The organism is Bradyrhizobium sp. CCBAU 51753 (assembly GCF_015291565.1).
GTDB lineage: Bacteria > Pseudomonadota > Alphaproteobacteria > Rhizobiales > Xanthobacteraceae > Bradyrhizobium > Bradyrhizobium ivorense.
Genome location: NZ_CP030037.1, coordinates 6,710,049 through 6,730,484 on the forward strand (window position 1 = coordinate 6,710,049; position 20,436 = coordinate 6,730,484).

Annotated in this window: 15 protein-coding genes; 5 read left to right on the plus strand and 10 right to left on the minus strand. The window is 66.5% G+C overall.

Annotated features, from left to right (window positions below; genetic code table 11):
* Window positions 1-27 precede the first annotated feature (27 nt).
* On the plus strand, window positions 28-2,064 hold the full coding sequence (locus XH93_RS30770) for a hypothetical protein (RefSeq protein ID WP_194470335.1): 2,037 nt from the start codon (window positions 28-30) through the stop codon (window positions 2,062-2,064).
* A gap of 98 nt (window positions 2,065-2,162) precedes the next feature.
* Here the strand turns inward: XH93_RS30770 and XH93_RS30775 are convergent, their stop codons facing one another.
* The 8 genes from XH93_RS30775 to XH93_RS30810 all read right to left on the minus strand — a co-directional run bounded on the left by XH93_RS30775 (window position 2,163) and on the right by XH93_RS30810 (window position 14,130).
* On the minus strand, window positions 2,163-2,906 hold the full coding sequence (locus XH93_RS30775) for an ABC transporter ATP-binding protein (protein ID WP_194470336.1): 744 nt from the start codon (window positions 2,904-2,906) through the stop codon (window positions 2,163-2,165).
* Window positions 2,887-4,686, minus strand: a complete 1,800-nt coding sequence (locus XH93_RS30780; RefSeq protein WP_194470337.1) for an ATP-binding cassette domain-containing protein — start codon at window positions 4,684-4,686, stop codon at window positions 2,887-2,889. Before XH93_RS30780 ends, XH93_RS30775 begins: the two co-directional genes overlap by 20 nt.
* Window positions 4,686-5,543, minus strand: coding sequence for a branched-chain amino acid ABC transporter permease (locus tag XH93_RS30785; protein WP_139485626.1), 858 nt, complete (start codon window positions 5,541-5,543; stop codon window positions 4,686-4,688). Before XH93_RS30785 ends, XH93_RS30780 begins: the two co-directional genes overlap by 1 nt.
* A gap of 22 nt (window positions 5,544-5,565) precedes the next feature.
* Entirely contained in the window at window positions 5,566-6,762 is a 1,197-nt protein-coding gene (locus XH93_RS30790; RefSeq protein ID WP_246799339.1) for an ABC transporter substrate-binding protein, read from the minus strand.
* Between the two features lie 228 nt (window positions 6,763-6,990).
* Complete coding sequence (locus XH93_RS30795) at window positions 6,991-10,089, minus strand: autotransporter domain-containing protein (RefSeq protein WP_246799340.1); 3,099 nt, start codon at window positions 10,087-10,089, stop codon at window positions 6,991-6,993.
* A 153-nt stretch (window positions 10,090-10,242) separates the two neighbouring features.
* Entirely contained in the window at window positions 10,243-11,220 is a 978-nt protein-coding gene (locus tag XH93_RS30800; protein WP_194470338.1) for an NAD(P)-dependent oxidoreductase, read from the minus strand.
* Between the two features lie 12 nt (window positions 11,221-11,232).
* Window positions 11,233-13,089 (minus strand): TRAP transporter large permease subunit, encoded by a 1,857-nt coding sequence (locus XH93_RS30805; RefSeq protein WP_194470339.1) that lies wholly within the window; start codon window positions 13,087-13,089, stop codon window positions 11,233-11,235.
* Window positions 13,090-13,098: 9 nt separating this feature from the next.
* Window positions 13,099-14,130 carry a TRAP transporter substrate-binding protein gene (locus XH93_RS30810; RefSeq protein ID WP_194470340.1) on the minus strand — a complete coding sequence of 344 codons (1,032 nt, stop codon included), beginning with the start codon at window positions 14,128-14,130 and terminating at the stop codon, window positions 13,099-13,101.
* 174 nt (window positions 14,131-14,304) lie between these two features.
* Here XH93_RS30810 and XH93_RS30815 point away from each other — a divergent pair, with 174 nt between their 5' ends.
* From XH93_RS30815 to XH93_RS30825, 3 genes are all read left to right on the plus strand, one after another.
* Window positions 14,305-15,048, plus strand: coding sequence for a FadR/GntR family transcriptional regulator (locus tag XH93_RS30815; protein WP_194470341.1), 744 nt, complete (start codon window positions 14,305-14,307; stop codon window positions 15,046-15,048).
* Window positions 15,049-15,617: 569 nt separating this feature from the next.
* Window positions 15,618-16,349, plus strand: a complete 732-nt coding sequence (locus XH93_RS30820) for a cytochrome c biogenesis CcdA family protein (RefSeq protein ID WP_139485632.1) — start codon at window positions 15,618-15,620, stop codon at window positions 16,347-16,349.
* 202 nt (window positions 16,350-16,551) lie between these two features.
* Complete coding sequence (locus XH93_RS30825) at window positions 16,552-18,246, plus strand: SulP family inorganic anion transporter (protein WP_194470342.1); 1,695 nt, start codon at window positions 16,552-16,554, stop codon at window positions 18,244-18,246.
* Between the two features lie 123 nt (window positions 18,247-18,369).
* Here XH93_RS30825 and XH93_RS30830 read toward each other — a convergent pair whose 3' ends face one another.
* Both XH93_RS30830 and XH93_RS30835 read right to left on the minus strand, forming a co-directional pair.
* On the minus strand, window positions 18,370-18,762 hold the full coding sequence (locus XH93_RS30830; protein ID WP_139480131.1) for a hypothetical protein: 393 nt from the start codon (window positions 18,760-18,762) through the stop codon (window positions 18,370-18,372).
* A gap of 196 nt (window positions 18,763-18,958) precedes the next feature.
* Window positions 18,959-20,053, minus strand: a complete 1,095-nt coding sequence (locus XH93_RS30835; RefSeq protein ID WP_244622081.1) for a Spy/CpxP family protein refolding chaperone — start codon at window positions 20,051-20,053, stop codon at window positions 18,959-18,961.
* Between the two features lie 39 nt (window positions 20,054-20,092).
* On the opposite strand from XH93_RS30835, the gene XH93_RS42530 reads away from it, so the two are divergent.
* Window positions 20,093-20,296 (plus strand): hypothetical protein, encoded by a 204-nt coding sequence (locus tag XH93_RS42530; protein ID WP_246799341.1) that lies wholly within the window; start codon window positions 20,093-20,095, stop codon window positions 20,294-20,296.
* Window positions 20,297-20,436: the final 140 nt, after the last annotated feature.

Consider the following 20,436-nt stretch of genomic DNA (forward strand, 5'->3'; position numbering starts at 1 on the left):
CGCAATCATCCGAGTGGAGAATTCTCCATGTACGATCGGCCGAACTGCTTCGATCCATATCTGCGCTACGCCATCGCGAGCGACTTCAAGAATTTTGCGTCGTTCGACGAGAAGACCTTTCGGGTCTTCCTGCTCGTGGAGTTCAGGAGCCTCGACCGGGCAAACGCCTTCAAGAAGGCCGTCGCCGATCCGAAATACGCCGTCGAATTCAGCCCGGTGGACCGGGACTCGCTCTACACGACGATGCGCGCGCACAAGAGCGTGGTGACCGACGCATTCAGGGACACGAGCAAGGACGCGCGACCCGACGGGAACTACTTGTTCGACGCCTGGAACGACAACGTATCCCGGGTCGAATTGTCGTTGCCGCTGGTGCCGACCGACCAGCGAGCCTTCGCACGGAAGATCGTCGAACGCTCTCGTGCCAACCCGCCGGAGCATCTGATTGGCCTGCTCGACGACGGCTGTCCGTTCGCGGCGGCTCAATTTCTGACAACTCTCGGAGGAACGGATACAAGGGTGCTCGGCATCTGGGACCAGAACCAGACGCTCGGCCCCTGGTACGGCTCCATGAGCCGACAGCCGATCCCGGCCGGGACCAACGCACAGTTCGGCCGATTTCTGCCCGACTTCAACTATGGGATCGAGTTTCTGCACGATTCGACCGCCGGTACGCCGACGGTCGTCGGGCTCAGCGATTGGATGGCGTCGCATCGGACCGGTGCCGGGAGCGTCGATGAGGATAGTTGCTATGCGGACGCCGAGTTCACGACCCTGAGGCGGCAGGTATCGCACGGGGCTCATGTGATGGACGTACTCGCCGGGCGCATCCCGACTTCGTCGCGCATTGTCGGCCGGAACCCGCCGAGTTGGGAGGCGAACGCCGACCCCGCATCGACGACCGGCGTGGTCTTCGTACAATTCGCGGATCAGTGCATTCGCGATGCGACCGGAGTCTGGCTCAAGGCGTACGTCAAGGATGGGATCGACTACATCATGACGTTCACCAAGCCGTACGTGACGAAGACGGTCGTCATCAATATCAGCTATGGACCGACCACGGGACCGCATGACGGTACGGCTGAACTCGAGGACACGCTGAGGGACCTGGTCTCCGAATACGATGGCTCGTCGGGCAAGCCGAAGCTCCATATCGCGCTGGCCGCCGGCAATGCCTACCTCACCGAGGGGCACATCGCCTATGTCAGAAGTGAGGCGACAATGCCCGACAGCGTCGCCTGGACGTGGCGCCTTCCGCCGGACAACACGGTGCTTTGCTTTGCCGAGGTCTGGATGCAAACGCATGACGCTGCGCATGTCACGGTAACGCTGACGTCGCCCGGCGGAATCGTCTTCAGCTCGACGAGCGGCCCGGTCTCTCCCGGTCCCGGCGTGCCGATTCCACCGTACACCGGGGTGTTCGCACCGGTGGCATGGGGAAGCAGCACGGTGTGGCTGCTGGCAGTCGAACCGACCGTCGCAACAGCCGGGACTGTAGCGGAACACGGAGACTGGACTGTCAAGGTCGAGTACGTCGACACGCACGCCAAGGTCCATGCCTACGTCGCACGAAGCGATCCCAATATGGGCATGCATACCGGCGCCAAACGTTCCTACTTCGTGGATGCTGCCTGGGAAGCCGACCACGGGGCTTCAGCCGGCTGCACTTATGCGAACGGTGTGTTCGAGAAGCACGGTTCTCTGATCCACCGCAGGGGTACCCTCAACGGCATCGCGACGGAGAAGGTTCGGAGAATCCACGTTGCCGGCAGCTACATCCTTTCGAATGGCCGCAAGGCACCGTACTCCTCCGCAGGTCCGGCGCGCGGAGGCCCGCGCCTCGGGCCCGACTACGTCCTGCCAGGCGATGAATCCTGCGCCCTCCAAGGCATCCGCGCCGGCGGCAACCGCAGCGGCTCGGTATTCAGGCTCGAAGGAACAAGCACCGCGGCACCACAATTGGCTCGGTTGTTCGTCGACACCACGCCGCTCTCACCGTCCAACATCCCGGGCACTCCCGGGGAAATCGCCGAGCGCGGCGGGGGCAATTTGCCACCGCCCTAGAGCTATTTCCGTTCCGATGGAATCGGAACGGAGCTCTAGATTCTTGTTCTGACGCGTTTTCTTCACGCGAACCGGTATCCACTTCGCTCGAAAACGCTCTAGCCCAGCGCATGGCTTTCGTGGCCGAAATAGGCGCGCTCCAGCCGGTGTGGCAGATCGCTTTCGCTGGTCGGTGCCTCCAGCGCGATTGCGCCCTGCACCAGCGCGTAGACCCTATCAGCGCATGCCAGCGCCTTTTCCAGCAATTGCTCGACCAGCAGCACCGACGTGCCCTGCTCGCGCAGCCGGCGCACGACGGTGAGAACACGGTCGACCAGCACCGGCGAGAGACCCGCGGACGGCTCGTCCAGCATCAACAGTCGCGGCCGGCGCACCAGGCCCTGCGCTACCGTCAGCATCTGCTGCTGCCCGCCCGACAGCGCGCCGCCGCGCTCGTGACGCTTCTCGGCAATCTCCGGGAAGAACGACAGCGCCTCCTCGACGCGCGACGCGCGCTCGGCCCGCGGCAGGTCGTAGCCGGCGAGCAGCAGATTGTCGGTGACGCTGATTTGCGTGAACACGCGATGGCCCTCGATCACATGGACGAGGCCGGCGCGCGCGGCATCGCGCGGCGTGGCGTTGGTCATGTCGCGGCCGTCGAAGCGGACCTGGCCGGCGCTGACCGGCAACAGTCCCGACATCGCGCGCAATAGCGTGGTCTTGCCGGCGCCGTTGGGGCCGAGCAGCGCCACCACCTCGCCGGCTGCGATCCTGATGTCGATGCCGTGCAACACGCGGATCTTGCCGTAGCCGGACTGCAGCGCGCTCACCGCGAGCAGGGATTCAGCCGCCGAGATAGGCACTGACGACCTCCTTGTGGACGCGGATTTCCGCCGGCGTGCCCGCCGCCAGCGTGCGGCCGAGGTTCAGCACGGTGACCTGGTGGCAGATGTCGAAGATCAGGTCGGCATGATGCTCGACCAGCAGCACGCCGGTGCCGCGGTCGCACACCGCCTTGATCAGCGCAGCCAGCCGCTCGATCTCGTCGTTGGAGAGGCCCGCCGCAGGCTCGTCGAGCAGCAGGAAATCCGGATCGAGCATCAAGGCGCGTGCGATCTCGATGAAGCGCAGTTCGCTGTGCTGCAGCCGGTCGGCACGGACCTCGGCAAGGTTCTCCAGGCCGACCACGCCAAGTAGCGCGCGCGCCTTCTCGGCCAGCAGACGCTCGTCCGCGCCGTTGCGCGGCAGCGCCAGCATCGCCTCCAGGAACAGCGCCGTGCCCTCGATCGAGCCGCCGATCATGACGTTCTGCAGCACCGAGGCTTCGCCGATCACCCGCGGCGTCTGAAAAGTGCGGGCGATGCCGCGCGCCGCGCGCAGCACCGGCTGACCCGCGGGCAGCGCCGCGCCGCCGAGCGTCATGGTGCCGGCCTTCGCGGCGTAGTAGCCCGAGATCACGTTGAGCGTCGTGGTCTTGCCGCTGCCGTTCGGGCCGATCAGGCCGTGGATCTGGCCGGGCGCGACGTCGAGATCGAGGCCGTCGATCGCCTTCACATTGCCGAAGCTGAGCGCGATGCCGCGCAGCTGCAGCGTCTTGCCACCGGCGCGCCGCCGCACGATGTCGGCAAGCGCGGCGGGGCGCGGCACGATGGCGCGGTTGCTGGCAAGCGGGCGGCGGTTGCGGAAGTCGAGCAGCGCCGCGATGCCGCCCGGCATCACCAGCACGATCAGCAACAGCAGCACCGCGTAGAGGAAGGTCGACCACGCCGCGAGCGGTGCTGCGATCTCCGGCAGGATGGTGAGGATGATGGTGCCGAGCAGCGGCCCGAGGATCGAGCCGCGGCCGCCGATCAGGATCGCGATGAAGAACAGCACCGAGAGATCGAAGGTGAAGGCATCGGGCGTGATGTAGGTCTGCAGGGTCGCGAACAGGCCGCCTGCGATGGCCGCGAGCGCACCGGCGAACAGGAAGATCGCGACCAGCATCCTTGGCTTGGAAATGCCGCTGGCTTCGGCGGCCACTTCAGCGTCGCGCACCGCAATCAGGGCGCGGCCAAACCGGCTGCGCGCGACGTTGGCGCTCATCCAGGTCGTCACGGCGGCGAATGCGATGCAGAGACCGTAAAAACCCCATGGCGTGTTAAACGGTTCGGGGAATTCAGGCCCCGCAATGCCGATGCCGCCGCCGGTGACGCTCTGCCAGGCCAGCGCGATCTGGGTCACGATGGTGGCAAAGCCCAATGTCGACATCGCAAAATAGAAGGTGCGCAGCCGCAGCGCCGGCAGGCCGACGATGACGCCGAAGATCGCGCCGATGCAGCCCGCGATCGGCAAGGCCGCGAATACCGGAATGGCCGGCATCACATTGCCGGCGACCAGCACGCTGGTCGTGTAGGCACCGAGCGTCAGCAGCGCGACATAGCCGATCGCGAGATGGCCGGCGAAGCCGACCACCAGATTGAGGCCGGAGACCAGCACCCAGTAGATCGCCGCGCGGGTGCCGATCAGCACCCAATAGTCGTTGCTGACGAACGGCAGCAAAAATGCCGCCGCGAGGATGCCGAGGAACGGTGCGACATGCGGCAGCACGGCGCGCCAGGCGCCGCTATCGGTTCGGGACGGAGTGTCGGTGACCGCGGTCATCACACCCTCCGCGCGGTCGAGGCGCCGAACAGACCCTGCGGCGCGGCGAGCAGCACCACGATGAACAGCGTGAACACCGCGACCGAGGAGAAGATGCCGCCGACCAGGAAGTTCGCGGCCTGCTGGAACAGGCCGAGCGCCAGCCCGCCGATAATCGCGCCGCGATTGTTGCCGAGCCCGCCGAGCGCCACCGGCACGAAGCCGTAGAAGTTCAGCAGCGCGCCATTGGCGAAGAAGGCGAGCAGCAGCTGTCCGCCGGAATATCCGGCAATGCCGCCGACCACGCCGGCCAGCGCATAGCTCGCAACGCGCAGATTGCGTTCGGGCAGGCCGAGCGCCCGCGCGGCAAAATTGTCCTCGGCGATCGCGACGAAGGCGCGGCCGACCAGCGTGCGGCGGTAGAGATATTCGAGGCCGATGATCGTGATGGCGCAGGCCACCACCGGCAGCCAGAACTTTTCGTCCAGCACGCCCTCGCCCAGTCCTGTGATGCGCGGAAACGGCTGCGGCTCGGTGCCCCATTTGATCGCGGCGATCTGCTGGATCATCAGCGCGACCGCCAGGGTCGAGAGCACGTAGAGGTGCTGGTCGAGGCTTTTCAGCACCGGCCGCACCGCGACGAACTCGGTGATGATGCCGATGATGGCGCAGCACAGCAGCGTCAGCACGAAGCCCACGGCAATGGGCAGACCGAGCTTCAGCGTGAACATCGAGCCGAACACGCCGCCCAGCATCGCGAGCTGGCCGGCGGTAAAGCTCATCACCCGCGAGGTCGAGAACATCGTGTTGTAGGTGACGCCGACCAGCGCGTAGATCGCGCCCGCCGCGAGGCCGGAGGCAAGGATCGAGGCGAGCATCGGCTGCGCCCTCGCCGCTGGCTCAACTGTATCCCGGCGCCAGCGCGAAGGTGCCGTTCTTCGCCGTGCTTGATTCCGACATCACGATCTCTTCGGTCAGATAGCCGTTATGCTCGGTCGGCGAGAAATGATAGTTGCCGAAATAGCCGGGATAGGCCGACAGCGTGTTCCAGTACTTGATGATGTCGGCGCTGCTGGTCGAGCCGCTCTCCGCCACCGCCTTGGCGATCAGCTCGATGCAGTCGATGCCGCCGGCGACCCACCAGAGCAGCGTATCGTTCAGCGCGATATTGGCCTTGGCGAGCCGCGCCACCAGATCCTCGCTCTTCGGCGGCAGCTTGCCGGCGCTGTCATAGCTGCAGCTCTTGTAGCCGATCGCATAGACCTTCTTCCAGTTCTCCGGCTTGGCGACCAGGCCCGCAAGTTCGCCCGACGCCATCGAGGGATGGCCGACGAAGGGAACGTCCCAGTTCATCGTGGCGCGGATGTTGAACATACGCGCCTCCATGCCGGTCGAGACGCTCCACACCACGATCGCCTCGGCGCCGGCGTTCTTGGCGCGCAGCATGTCCGGCGTCATGTCGGGCTGGGTCGAATCGACATTGGCCTGGTAGACGACGTCGGCGCCGTCCTTCTTGAAGGCGGCGACCGACGCGCCGACCGCGGTGACGCCGTAGCCGGTGGTGTCGCCGATCACGGCGACCTTCTTCACCTTGAGGATCTTCAGGCAATAGTTACGCACCGCGTCGTCCCACTGGTTGTTCGACGGCGCGATCCGGAAGGCGTTGGGGAACTTGGCCGGATCGATCAGGCTTTCGACCACGCAGGGGTGCAGATCCGGCATCTTGGCGCGCGCCATGATCGGCGTTGTCGCCAGCGCCTCGCCGGAGTTCAGCGGCCCCCACATCGCGTGAACCTTGGCCTGGCTGATCAGCTCCTGGGTGGCATTCACCGCCTTGGTCGGATCGCCCTGGGTGTCGCGCATCACGATCTCGATCTTGCGGCCCTTCACCCCGCCGGCATTGTTGATGGCGTCGACCGCGAAATTGACGCCGCGGTTGAAGCCGACCGTCGGCGCCGAGCTCGGCCCGGTGATCGCAGCCAGGCAGCCGATCTTGATCGGTTCCGACTGGGCAATGGCGGGAGCTGGGAAGGAGAACGAGGCGGCGCCCAGTGCGCCGGCGCTGCCCAACAAGACGTCACGGCGTGAAACGGCCATGTGATGCACTCCCTCTTTGCGGCGCCCGTCGTTGGTTGCGGGACGTCCGTTCGTTGCTTGTCCGCGCGCTCATGGCCGCGGTTTGACGGGTACAAGTTTGGGCTGGATGCAAAGGGCTTGTCCAGCCCCGGGGCGATGCGCCCTGCGAGGGGAGCAATGCAAAAGGCCTCCGGCTGTCGCCGGAGGCCTCATTTGCGCTCGATTTGGATCGGTTGGTTGGCGTTGCCGTCACCAGGAGTAACGCACCACGCCTTTGCCGGCGTAGCTCTGGGTGACGTCGGAGAATTCGCCTTCGAAGGTCGCGGCGACCGAGAAGCCGTTGCGCCAGCGCATCTCGGCCGAGCCGGTGATCAGCGCGAGGTCGGAAGCGGGCCTGGCGCCGTTCACGACGAAAGAGGCGCCGGGCAGCGTCTGGAACGTCGCGCTGACGGTGCGGTCGGTGTTGAAGTCATGCGCCCAGGCGGCGCGGCCGCGCAGGATCAGGACGCCGTCCTGCACCAGATAGGACTTGTCGCTGCGCAGGCCGAGTTCGCTGCGGCTCGCCGTCACCGTCTTCGAGCTGTAGGTCTGTGCGAAGGCGTTGGTTCCGGTGATCACCTGCTCGGAATAGGCCGGCAGATCGAAGCTGGTGAACTGGCCGGCGGCGTACGGCGTGATGCCCATCCACGGCGTCGCATAGCGCCAGCCGCCCTCGACGCGGCCCGACCAGGCATTGGCGTTGAAGTTGGCGCGCAGCTGGTCGAGCCCGGCGATGGTCACCGTGCGGTTGGTGGTGACGTCCTGCCAGCCATAGGCGAGTGCGCCGGTGATGTAGGCCGGGCCCTCGGTGTGGCGGATGAAGGCGCCGGCCTGGAACAGGTCGGAGCGGCCGGTGCCCAGCGCATTGCCGAGCGAGAAGCTGGTGCCGCCGCCGCCGAGCGCGAAGCCGGCGATGGTGTTCGGCGAGAAGCGATAGTCGGCGCCCACAGCGGTGCCGTAGATGCTGCTGCGGGTGTCGGCGGTGCCGAGCACCGCATTGCCGTCGGTTGTCTGCGAGCCGCCGAAGCCGGCCGCCCAAACGCTCCAGCGCGGTTCATAGACGACCGGCGGCGGCGCCTTGCGATAGATCGCGGCATAGGCATCGCGCTCGCCCTGCGACCGCGCCTTGCCCTTCGACGCATAGGCGAGCGCCTCGCTGTCGTCGGCGGCGAATTGCGCTGCAGCGGCCGGCACCGCCGCCTCACCACGGCCGTCGATGTTCGGATCGGTCATCACGCCCAGGAACTGGGTCATGGCGTTGAACGTGGTCTGCTGCGAGCCGGTCGCGCCCTGGCCTTCCGCCTGCTCCAGGTTGCGGGCGACGTTGCCGTTGAAGATGGCGGCAAGCCCGCCGGCCGCAGCGCCGCCGTTGAAGGCAACGTCGAGCGCGTTCGCGACCGACCGCTGGTTGGCGTTGAGGCCGCTGATCTGGCCGAGGCCCGAGTTCAAGGTCACCGTCACCGCGTTGCCGGAATAGCCGAGCGAGCCATTGATGCCGGTCGGCGTCACCAGCGACGCGAAGGTGGTGCCGTTCAGCCCGGCCGAGGTCAGGATGGTCTGGGCCTGGTTGAACTTGAAGCTGTTGGTCGGCGAGGACACCTGCACGGTGGCGCCGGTCAGGGTCGCGGTGCCCGTCACATTGGTGGAGCCGACCGACGTCGACGTCGCCTGCACCAGATAGAGCGCCCCGGACTGGAACGCGAGGCTGCCGTTGATCCGCAGCGTGCCCTGGCCGTTGGCGCCGCCCTGCAGTGCGCCGCCGCTCAGAACCTTGGTCGTCGCAATGGTGCCGGTGCCGCCCAGCACACCGCCATTGGCGACGGTGACGTTGGTGGTGACGACGTCGCTCGCGGCCAGCCTCAGGGTGCCGGTCACGCCCTGGAAATAGGTTACGGCGGCGAACAGGTCGAGGCGCGCCCAGTAGCTCAGCGCGGTGCCGTAGAACGGCGCGATCGCGTTGGTCTCGGTGTTCACCAGGATCTGGTTGATGGTGCTGGTCGACAGGCTGCCGAACATGCCGCCGGTCGGCGCGATGGTCTTGGCCGCAGCCGAATCGCCGCCATAGACCGTCGCCAGCAGGATCGATGCGTCGGGGCCGCCGGCCGGCGCGGCCTCGCGCGGCGCCTGGGCGAACGACAGCGTCGGCAGGCCGTAGGTCAGCCGCGCGGTGTAGTCGGCCTTGTCCTTGGCCAGATCGCTGAAGCGGTCCGGCGCGCCGCTTGCGGCGCAGGCCGCGATGCTGCTGCCGCCGCACCCGGCCACCAGCAGATTGGTCACGTCGGTCCGCGCCGCGTTGAACACGGTCTGGAAGTTGCCGGTGGTGGTGACGTCGCCGATGCCGAACACGCCGTTGACGGTGGCGTTGGTGTATTGCGGATTGTTGTTGAGCATCTGCACCACGTCATAGGTGCCGAGCACGCGGCCGGCGATGACGTCGAGCGGATAGTGCACGCCGAGCACGATGCGGCTGTCGCCGTATTCCGACCCGCGGGTCAGCATCTCGGTGTAGCGCTCCGGCACCAGCATCGCGAACAGCAGCGACGTGGTGTAGCCGAAGGTGGTGTGGCCGCTCGGCAGCGAGGCGTTGGCGAACAGGCCGGAACCGCTGTTGGCGGTGTTGGTGCCGAGGATGTTCGTGTTCGAGGTCGGATTGCCGAAATAGTCGACGCCGCTGAAGCTTACGATGTTGTTCGGATTGACCTGGATCGGGCGGGAGTTGCCGGTCCGGTTCTGCTGCACGATCGGCGCATAGGACTTGTCGTAGACGTTGAAGGTGCCGTTCGCCGGCAGCGAGATGCCGACGATCGGGGTGTTCGAGGTCGCGGTCTTGCCGAGCGACAGATTGGCGTTGCTGACGAACACGGTGCCGTTCGCCGACCCGTCGGCGAAGAAGTTCTTCGCCTTGCCGGAATCGTCCTGCGAGATCGCGTTGATCTGCCGGAACAGGGTCAGCAGATTGGGCGAGAACGTCGTGGTCGTGCCGTTCGCCGCCTGGCTGTTGTTGGCGTTCCAGATCGCGCCCAGCTTGGTGCCGAGGCCGTCGGACAGCACCACGCCGTTGTCGGTGGTGATGGTGTTGTCGATTAGCGCCTGCGCCCGCTGCGCGGCGGTCGAATTGTTGTTGATCGACACCGCATTGGTCAGATTCTGCGAGATCGTGGTCGTGCCGAGCAGCGTGCTCAGCGGCATCAAGACGTTGATCGCATTGGCGTTCAGCGGCGTCGCGATGGTTTGCGTCTGGGCCAGGGCGAGGTGCGACGAGGTCGCGACAAAGACGGCGGCAAGCGATGATAATCTTACGGCGCGCATGGTCAGACCCCCAACAGCAATGTTTTTCCGCCCCCGGAAACAGGGCGAAACAAACATTCGGGCATGACAGCGCAGTGACGATCGGTCGCATTGTCAGCGCTCGTGATGTTTCTGCAACACGCCACGCGCTGATGCGCCTGCCGAAGTCTGGATCTACGGCCGCCGCCTCCAACGATCGGCATTGACGGCACCAACGGGAATTTCGCCGGCGACGATTTTTGCGACCTGGCGCACCGTCTCCGACGATTGATGTTCGATTGCCTGCGGCGTCAGGCCGCCGACATGCGGCGTTGCGATCACATTAAAAAGCCTGGCGAGTTCCGGCGACGGCATCTGGTCCGGCGCGCGGCCGACATCCATCGCCGCGCCGGCGATACGTCCCTCGCGCAGCGCCGCCGCGAGCGCAGCTTCATCGACGAGGTTGCCGCGCGACAGGTTGATGAAGACGGCGTGCCGCTGCATCCGCGCCAGCGCCGCCTGCCCGATCAAATTCTCGGTCTGCTCATTGGCGACCGCGAGGCAGACGACATAATCGGCGCGCGCCAGCAGATCGTCGAGCGGCAGATGCCGGATCGCAGGGTCCTCGATCGTGACGAAGGGATCGGCGACCAGCACCTCCATGCCGAGCACCTTTGCGATCCCGGCGAGATAGCGCCCGATGCTGCCATAGCCGATGATGCCGATCGTGCTACCGGCAAGCTGGCGGCCCATCACGACCTCAGGCTTGCGGCCTGCATGATAATCCGCAGTGGTTCGCGAGATGCCGCGCGAAAAATCGACCATGAAGCCGAGCGCGAGCTCGGCAACCGATTGCACGAAACCCGCGCTCGCCTGCGTCACCAGCACGCCGGCGGCGGAGGCCGCGCTCACGTCGATGTTGCGGATATCGACCGCGCAACGCACGAAGGCGCGCAGCTTTGGCAAAAGCGGAAAGATCTCGCCCGGGCCGGCGGTCATGCGGTCGGCAACGATGATGTCGACGTCATCAGCGGCCCTGACCAGCGCGGCGGCATCGAGCGCGTCATCGCCCTCGTGCAGCTTGACGTCGGCGACCGCGCGCAGGCCGCTCAGGCTGCGCTCGCCATAATAGTCGCGGCGCATCTGCGGGGTGTGGGCGAGCAGCACTCTCACGGTCCCCTCCCCCTAGTAGCCCATCGCATGCGGCAACGCCGTGCTGATGACGGGCACGAAGGCGATCACCAGCAAGCACAGCAGCAGCAGGCCGAGATAGCTCATGATCGGCTTGATGGTCTGCTCGATCGGCACGTTGCCGATCAGGCAGGCGCCATAGAGCCCGAGGCCGAGCGGCGGCGCAAACAGCCCGAGTCCCATCGAGATGACAAGCACGACGCCGAAATGCAGCGGATCGATGCCGAGCTTGACCGCGACCGGCAACAGCAGCGGCCCGAAGATGATCAGCGCCGCGGCGCCCTCGAGCACCGAGCCCATCACCACCAGCACCACGATCGACAGCAGCATGAACAGCCAGACGCCGTGGCTGCCGGAGATCGACAGCATGAAGTCGCCGACCTCATGCGGCACCTGCTGCAAGGTCAGGATGAAGGCCAGCGACTGCGCGGCGGCGACGATGAACAACACGAGGCCTGAGCGCGTCGCCGATTGCACGAAGCAGTGCGCGAGGTTCTTCACGCCGAGCTCGCGGAACAGCAGGCTGCCGACCGCGATGGCGTAGACCGCGGCAAACGCGGAAATCTCGGTGGCAGTGGCAAAACCGCTCTTGAAGCCGAAGAAGATCATGAAGATCAGCCCGAACGAGGCGATCGCGCCGGTCCACAGGCCGGAGACCGCCGCGCGCGGCTCGGCCTCGCCGCTCGCGGCGGGGCGCTTGCCGAAAATGATCGACACCGCGACCAGCGCCAGCGCCATCAGCGCGGCCGGCAGCATGCCGGCGACGAATAGCCCGCCGATCGAGAGGTTGGCGACGAAGCCGAGGATGATCAGGTTGATGCAGGGCGGAATCGTTTCCGCCATCACGGCGGATGCGGCGAGCAGCGCCACCGCGCCGCCCGGGTTCTGCCGCGAGCGGCGTGCCGCCGGGATCAAGACCGAGCCGACCGCGGCGACGTCGGCCATCTTCGAGCCCGAGATGCCGGAGAACAGCACCATCGACAGCACCATCACGACGTTGAGCCCGCCGCGCATCTTGCCGACGGCGCGCTGCAACAGCTCGATCAGCCGCACCGACATGCCGTTGGCTTCCATCAAATAGCCGACCAGGATGAAGAACGGGATCGCCAGCAGCACGAAATTGTCGATGCCGCGCGCCATCTGCTGGGCGAAGATCACGCCGGGCAGCGTGCCCTCGACCCAGATGAAGATCAGCGCCGCCAGCGCCAGCGCAAAGCCGATCGGCAGGCCGCCGAACAGGGTGAGGAAGAAGCCGACCAGCATCAGCGTCTGCGATGACGGAACCGACGCCGGCGCCAGCGCATCCCAGACCAGATAGAGCCCGGCGATCGCGGCCGTGGCAACGATGCCCGCGATCATGTCGCGCAGCGGACGGCCGCAGAACGTCTCCAGCGCGAAGATCGTCATGAACGCCGCGCCGACGCCCATCGGATAGAACGTCCATTCCAGCGGCAGGCCGGAGCCCGAGGTCTGGCCGGTGGTCAGCCAGCCCATCTTGATGGCGTTGAACGCGACATAGAACGAGATGATGGTGACCAGCAGCGCGCCGACGGCGTCGACGACGCGCCGCACGCCCGGTGGCAGCATGTCGACGAAGAAGGCGACGCCGAGATTTTCGCTGCGCGCCAGCGCGCTCGCCGCGCCGAAGAAGCTCGAGCCGACCATCAGCCCCCGGGCGACGTCGTCGGACCATTCGACCGGAGCATTGAACAGGAAGCGGGCCAGCACCGAGACGCAGACCACGACCAGGTCAGCGGCGAGCAGGACCGCGGCGATCGTATCGCTGACGGCGACCAGCGGCGCCGTGATCCGGCCGGTGCTGCGGCCCTCCGCGACTGCGGCAACTGACATGCGAGGGCCTCAGGCCTGGGTGGCGCGGATTATCTCGACGACGGCTTTCGCCTCCGGCCGTGCCTTGATGAAATTGTCGGTCTGCGGCAGCACGCGCTTGCGGAACGCCTCCTTGTCGCATTCGACGACGGTCACGCCCTTCTCCGCCAGCGTGGTCTGCGCCTCCTTCTCGACCGCGAGGCCGTGGGCGCGGCTGTCGGCCGCAGCCTTCTTGGCGGCGTCGAGGAAACCCTCGCGCAGCTTGGGGTCCATGCGGTTGAAGGTGGTGTCGCTGAAATAGATCGCGAGCGGCGAGAAGTTATGCTGGGTCAGCGCGTAGTGCTTCGAGGTCTCGTAGAACTTGCTGGCCAGAATGGTCGGCGGATCGTGCTCGAGGCCGTCGAGCACGCCGGCCTGCAGCGCGGTGTAGATCTCGCCGAACGCCAGCGGGGTCGCCGCCGCGCCCATCAGGCGCAGGCATTCGGTGATGATCGGGTTGGGCAGCGTGCGGATCTTCAGGCCGGCGAGATCCTCCGGCGTCTTCACCGGCTTCTTCGCCAGCACGCTGCGCGCGCCGAAATTATAGGCCCAGGCGATGATGCGGATGTTGCCGCCCTTGAGCAGTGCATCCTCGATCGGCTTGGCCGCGCCGGCGTCGAACGCCTTGGTCTGCTGCTGAAAGCTGGTGAAGAGATAGCCGAGGTCGAAGGTGCCGACCAGCGGCACCAGATTGGCCGAGATCGAGGAGCCCGACACCATCAGGTCGATGACGCCTAGCTTCACCGAGTTGATGACGTCGATCTCCTGGCCGAGCTGGTTGTCGGGGAAGAAGGTGACGTCGATCTGCTCGCCGAGCCCGGCTGCTTTGAGCTGCTTGACGAGGTTGTCGTAGTAGACCCGGCCGTTGGCGTATTTCGGATCGTTGGGCAGCGACGACGAGCAGCGCATCTTCATCACCGCGGCCTCGGCGCGGCCGATCAGCGCCGGCCCGGCGGCAAGCCACGCGGACGCTGCGACCGACGACTGCAACACAAGACGGCGGCTGACGCGCTTCGATGTCATGATGGCTTCTCCCCGGGAACGCTTCGTTGTTGCCCGCCGCGTTGACTGCGGCGCGCTTGGCAGAATATTTGTCGTAATGTATGACAAAAGAGGTAGGGCTACGCAAGGGCGTAGCCGGGTTGCGCAAATGCGCCGCGCCGATCGGCGCCGGCAACCAAACCAGCGAGGCGTTTCGTGTTCCAAAGCTCCACCGCGTTGCGCCGGAACGTGCACAGCCAGGTCGCCGACCGCGTCGGTACCAGCATCGTGCGCGGCGAGATCGGCGTCGGCGAGACGCTGCCGCCGGAGATGCAGATCTGCGCGATGATGGATGTCAGCCGCACCGTGGTGCGCGAGGCGATGCGCACGCTGACCGGCAAGGGCCTGATCGAATCGCGGCCCAAGAGCGGCACGCGGGTGCGGCCGCCCGAGCAGTGGAACCAGCTCGATCCCGACGTCCTGCGCTGGCGGCTCGAGGCCGCCGACATCGACCGCTATCTGGCAAAGCTGTTCCAGCTGCGCACCGCGGTCGAGCCCGCCGCCGCGGCGCTGGCGGCGCTGCACGCCGGCGACGACGACATCGCCCGCATCCGCGCCGGCTGCGACGGCATGGATGCGGCCACGACCAACGAGGCGTTCGTCGCCGCCGATATCGCCTTCCACCAGTCGATCTATTTCGCCACCCGCAACGAGTTCTTCTGGCCGATCGCGCAGATGTTCGAGATCACGCTGCGCCAGAGCTTTACCATCGCAGCCCCCGGCTCGCACCGGCCGCGGGCCCTGATCGAGCATCGCGCCGTGCTCGACGCCATCGCCGCCGGCGACGCCGAGGCGGCACGACAGGCGACGGTGGTGCTGCTGAAGCATTCCGCCGACGACCTGGTGCGGATCCGAGGCCGCGAGTTCGAGACCCCGGCGCGGCCGGCACGGAAGCGCTGAGGGCGAGGAGCGCGCAGCTCTCCCCATCGTCGTCCCGGCGAAGGCCGGGACCCATACTCCGCGGCGGATTTTGCCGGCGGGACTCGTCATTCCAACGCAGCAAGACCATCAGCATTTGTGGTTATGGGTCCCTGCTTTCGCAGGAACGACAGCGAGTGTGTGGCACGGCCGTTAGTCCCGTCGCCCTGAGGTGCGAGCGGCACCACCAGACGCAAGTGAGGTGAGCACGCGACCAGGGTTCCTTCTCCCCTTGCGGGAGAGCGTTAGGGAGAGGGGTGCCACACGGCGTACTCTCTCCATCTTGCGTGTCGACACGAACGAGACGGCGTTGCGAAAGCAGTGACTCCGTCCATCATCCCGCCCGGGGCACCCCTCTCCCCACCCTCTCCCGCAAGGGGAGAGGGAGCCTGACTGGCGTGGTCACCTCACATCCACGCCGAGACATCGAGCCTTGCGGCACCGCCCAGCACACGGGCCTGTGACCATAGTTGAATGCGCCGGCGCGGAAACTTCTGGATTGTTTAGGGCGTAGACGCCATGACAGGACAGTTATCCTCGAAGGTTCATTGATGCACGACGTCTCGATCCCGGCGGCCTTGATTGCCGGCCTTGTCAGCTTCCTGTCGCCCTGCGTGCTGCCGCTGGTGCCGCCCTATCTGATCTATCTGACCGGTGCGACCATCGAGCAGGTCAACCAGGACGGCGCCAGCCCCGCCTCCAAGCGCGCGGTGATGATGGCTGCGCTGATGTTCGTGCTCGGCTTCTCCACCGTGTTCGTCGCGCTCGGCGCCAGCGCGTCGTTTGTCGGCGGCCTGGTGCGGGCCTGGTCGGCCGAGCTGTCGATCCTGGCCGGCATCGTCATCATCATCATGGGCCTGCACTTCCTCGGCATCACCCGGATCGGCCTGCTGATGCGCGAGGGGCGAATGACCGCGCCAAAGCCGGTCGGGCTGTGGGGCGCCTATGTGATGGGGCTCGCCTTCGCGTTCGGCTGGACGCCGTGCATCGGGCCGATCCTGGCCGCGATCCTCTCGATCGCCGCCGCCGAGGCCACGGTCACGAAAGGCGCCGGCCTGCTCGCGGTGTATTCCGCAGGGCTCGGCATCCCGTTCCTGCTCGCCGCCTTCATGATCAAGCACTTCTCCTCGCTATTCGCGCGGATGAAGCGCCATCTCGACACCGTCGAGCGGGTGATGGGCGTGTTGATGGTGGTGACCGGCATCGGCTTCCTGACCGGCGCCGTCTCCAACGTCAGCGTCTGGCTGCTGGAGACGTTTCCGGCGCTGCAGAATATTGGGTAGATCTACCCCGTCATTGCGAGCGCAGCGAAGCAATCCATGCTTCCGCGCATGCGGCACGATGGTTTGCTTCGCTGCGCTCGCAATGACGTGGAGCGAACCTTCGAGGTCACCGCCCTTCGCGATTGCACACAGACCAACCGCTGGCTTTTGGCCGCGCCTTGTCCGATGATTTCCCGGCAGCCGCTGGGAGTAGCAAGAGCCGATGGGCCAGGACCAACCATCACGCGCCAACTGGCCGATCTTCCGTTCGCTCGCCCGCTTCCGGCCGAGCGACCTGCCGGGTGACCTGATCGCGGGGCTGACGCTGGCCGCGATCGCGATCCCCGAGCAGATGGCCACCGCGCGGCTCGGCGGCTTCTCGCCGCAGATCGGCTTCTTCGCCTTCCTCGCCGGCTCGATCGGCTTTGCGATGTTCGGCGCCAACCGCTTTTTGTCCTGCGGCGCCGACTCCACGATCACGCCGATCTTCGCCGGCGGGCTGGCGCTGATGGCGACCGCGGGCACACACGACTACCAGGCGCTGGCGATGGCGCTGGCGGTGCTGGTCGGCGCGATCATGATCGCCGGCAGCTTGTTTCGGCTCGGCTGGATCGCCAATTTGCTGTCGACGCCAGTGACGGTCGGCTTCCTCGCCGGCATCTCCGTGCACATCCTGGTCTCGCAACTATCAGGCGTGCTCGGCCTCGCCGCGCCGGACGGGCCGACGCTCTACAAGCTCGTCGTGCTCGCCGAGCACATCGGCCAGACCAACTTCCATACGCTCGCGATCGGCCTCGGCGTGCTGGCGCTGGTTGCCGGATCGGAGAGGATCAGCGCGCGGATTCCCGGCGCGCTGATCGCTCTCGTCGTAGCCACGGTCGCCGTGATCGCCGGGCACCTCGAGAGCAAGGGCGTCAGGGTGGTCGGCGCGGTGCCGGGCACGCTGCCGACGCCGTCGTTTCCGGAGATCGCGCCGGAGAAATGGATAAAACTACTGTCGCTGGCATTCCTGATCGCGGTCGTCGTCATGGTGCAGACCGCGGCCACGACGCGCTCGTTCCTGTCGGACCCGGACAAGCCGGCGGATGTCGACCGCGACTTCCTCGGCGTCGGCGCCGGCAGCCTGCTCGCCGGCCTGTTCGGCGCCTTTCCGGTCAACGCCTCGCCGCCGCGCACCGGGATCGTGTCGGAGACCGGCGGCCGAACCCAGCTCGCCGGGCTGGTTGCCGCGGCGATCGTACTGGCGCTATTGGCATTCGGCGCGACGCTGCTGCAGCACGTACCCGACGCGGCGCTCGGCGGCGTGCTGCTGTTCGTCGCGCTGCGTATCATCCGCATCGGCCAGATCGTCGCGATCTTCCGGCAGTCGTTCTACGAATTCCCGCTGGTGGTGGCGACCGCGGCGGCGATCATCGTGCTGCCGATCGAGCAAGGCGTCGCGCTCGGCATCGCGCTGTCATTGCTGCACGGCATCTGGACCACGACGCGCGGGCGCCTGGTCGAATTCGTCCACGTCCCCGGCACCACGATCTGGTGGCCGGCGGGCCCCAACGTCTCCGGCGAGCGCAGGCCGGGCATCGCCGTGCTCGGCATGCAGGCGCCGCTGTCATTCCTCAATGCCGAAGGGTTTCACAGCGACGTGCTGAAGGTGATCGGCACCGCGACGCCAAAACCGCATCTCGTGGTGATCGAGGCCAGCGGCCTGATCGAGATCGATTTCACCGCGGCGCAGGAGCTGCGCGGCCTGTTCCGCGAATGCCGCGAGCAAGGCGTGACGGTCGCGGTGGCGCGGCTGGAATCCGCCCGCGCCCATGCCGCGTTCGAACGGTTCAAGCTTTACGAGGTGCTGCCGAACGACCGCATCTTCCGCAGCGTCGATGAAGCGGTGCGCGCGTTGGGCGGACAGACGTCAATCTGATGCAATCGCCGCTGCGCAGCCCGGATGGAGCGAAGCGCAATCCGGGATTCTCTCCGCGGATAGACTGGCCCCGGATTGCGCTGCGCTCCATCCGGGCTACGGGCTACGGGACCGCCGGAACGGCTACCCCTGCTCACCCTCGAGCGTCGGATGCTCCTGCAACACCTCGGCCTTGATCGAGCCGGCGTGGATGGCGCGGTACAGGGCCCGTGCGGTCTTGATGTTGTTGGCCTTCATGCAGAGGCCGATGATCTCGCGCACGGCGGAGTCGCGCATCAACTCGTCGGAAATCTTCATCGCGATCTCCATCGCGAGCCTGGCGGCGCGCTCGTAGCGGTCGCGCTCGATCTCCTGATTCTTCGCCGCACGGCCCTCCGGCCGGCCCAGCTTCTCGGCGCTGTCGGCTGCATCGCGGCAGATCGCGCGGATGATGTTCACCGCCTCGATGTCGCCGTGCGGCTGCTCGACGGGATCGTCCCAAATCTCCTTTTGCCTGGCCTTGCTGAACCACCACATCGCCGCACCTCAAACGCCGGCAAGCATAGCTGGCCTTCACGCAGCCTGTGAACCGTAGAGTCTTCGTAACGAAGAGTGATGAGGCATCACTATGGCGCGGCCGCCACACCCTTCGGGCTACCGCGAACGGGCTAAGCGTCAAAATCGCCGGCTCCATGGCTTTCCCGCGAAGCGGATTCCCGTTCGGGTCAAGCAGCTACGCCGATCGCCTTGGTCCGATCGCCTCGAACTGCGCCTTTTGCTCGTCGTCGAGGGTGGCGTAGAACGCCTCGAGCGCGGCGCGTACGTCCTTGACGGCCTGCAGCATGGTATCGAGTCGTTTGGCGATGGCAGCAAGCCGCGCCGGCGGCGTCATGGCATCGCTCGCCTTGCACGCAGCTTGCAGCCTTTGCGCGGCATCGGCGCTGGCGTTCTGCAGCACACCCAGCGCGGCGCGCTGGGTGTCGTTCAAATGCAGCCGGGCGTCGATCTCGCCGGTCGGCCATTGCTGCACCGCCGGTTGTGCCGCCGAACAATTGTCGGCAGACGGCGCACTGCTTGCACCCGCGGCCGATGCCTTGCGCTGATCCTCGGCCAACGCGTTCAGCCGCGCCTTCTGTTCGTCGTCGAGCAGGCCGTAGAACTTCTCCAGCGGCGGCTGCACGGTGGCGGCGGCTGCGATCATCGCCTCGATCCGCTGCTGCATGGCGGCAAGGCGGCTCGGCGCCGTCAACATCACCTGCGTAGGACATGCCGCACGAATGCTCTGCGCCGCGGCGATCGAGGCATTTCCGAGTTCGTCGAGCGCAGCGCCCTGCGCCGCGGTCGGCTGCACCGCAGCCGCGATCTGATCGATCGGCAGGCCCGCAAGCGAGCGGCTGTCGTTGCCGCACATCTGCTCGATCCGCCCGCCACCGCGGCTGCGCCGGCCCGGCCTGGGTTCGACGAAATAGCCCCTGAGGTCGTCATAGCCATAGGGCGCGAAGATGCCGGCATAGATGTCCGGATAGCCATAGCCCCAGAAGCCGATGTCGTCGCCCCAGATGGCGTAGTCATAGATGTCGTTGTAGGCGAACGGCCAGAACAGCGGGCCGACCCATCCATAGCCGCCGCCGGCATGCTGCCACCAGCCGCTTGCGGCCGCGCCACCGTGCCAGCCGCCAAGCGCCGCAGCGGCCGCCATCTGCGCGCGCGCCGCCGGATTGCTCAGCAATCGGCCGTTTCGCAATGCGCCCGAGCGCGACAGCGAATTGAACGCGTTGTGCACGTTGCCGGCGTGCAGATTGCCGGATCTGATCGCGGCATTTCGCATCTGGCCGAAATTCGCGCCACCGCGCGTTGCGAAGGATCGATGGCCGGCAAAGCCCGAGCGCCGGATCGCGTGCGAACGGGCGAACCCGCCATGATGTCCGCCGCCGAAATGCATGCGGCCGCCGCCGTGCCCGCCAAATCCGTGCCCTCCATGCCCATGGCCGCCACCGTGACCTCCGCCATGACCACCACCATGGCCCCCTCCGTGACCTCCGCCGCCACCCTTGCCGAGTGCGGTGCCTGAGAGGGCCAACGCGAGGACAATGACCGCAATTCCAATTGCCCGTCTGACCACGGTGCTCTCCCTGGCGCTGCGCCGCTCACACTGCGGCACAAGACAGACGTCGCGCGAACGGAAAAGTTCCATGGGCCAGCCGCTACACG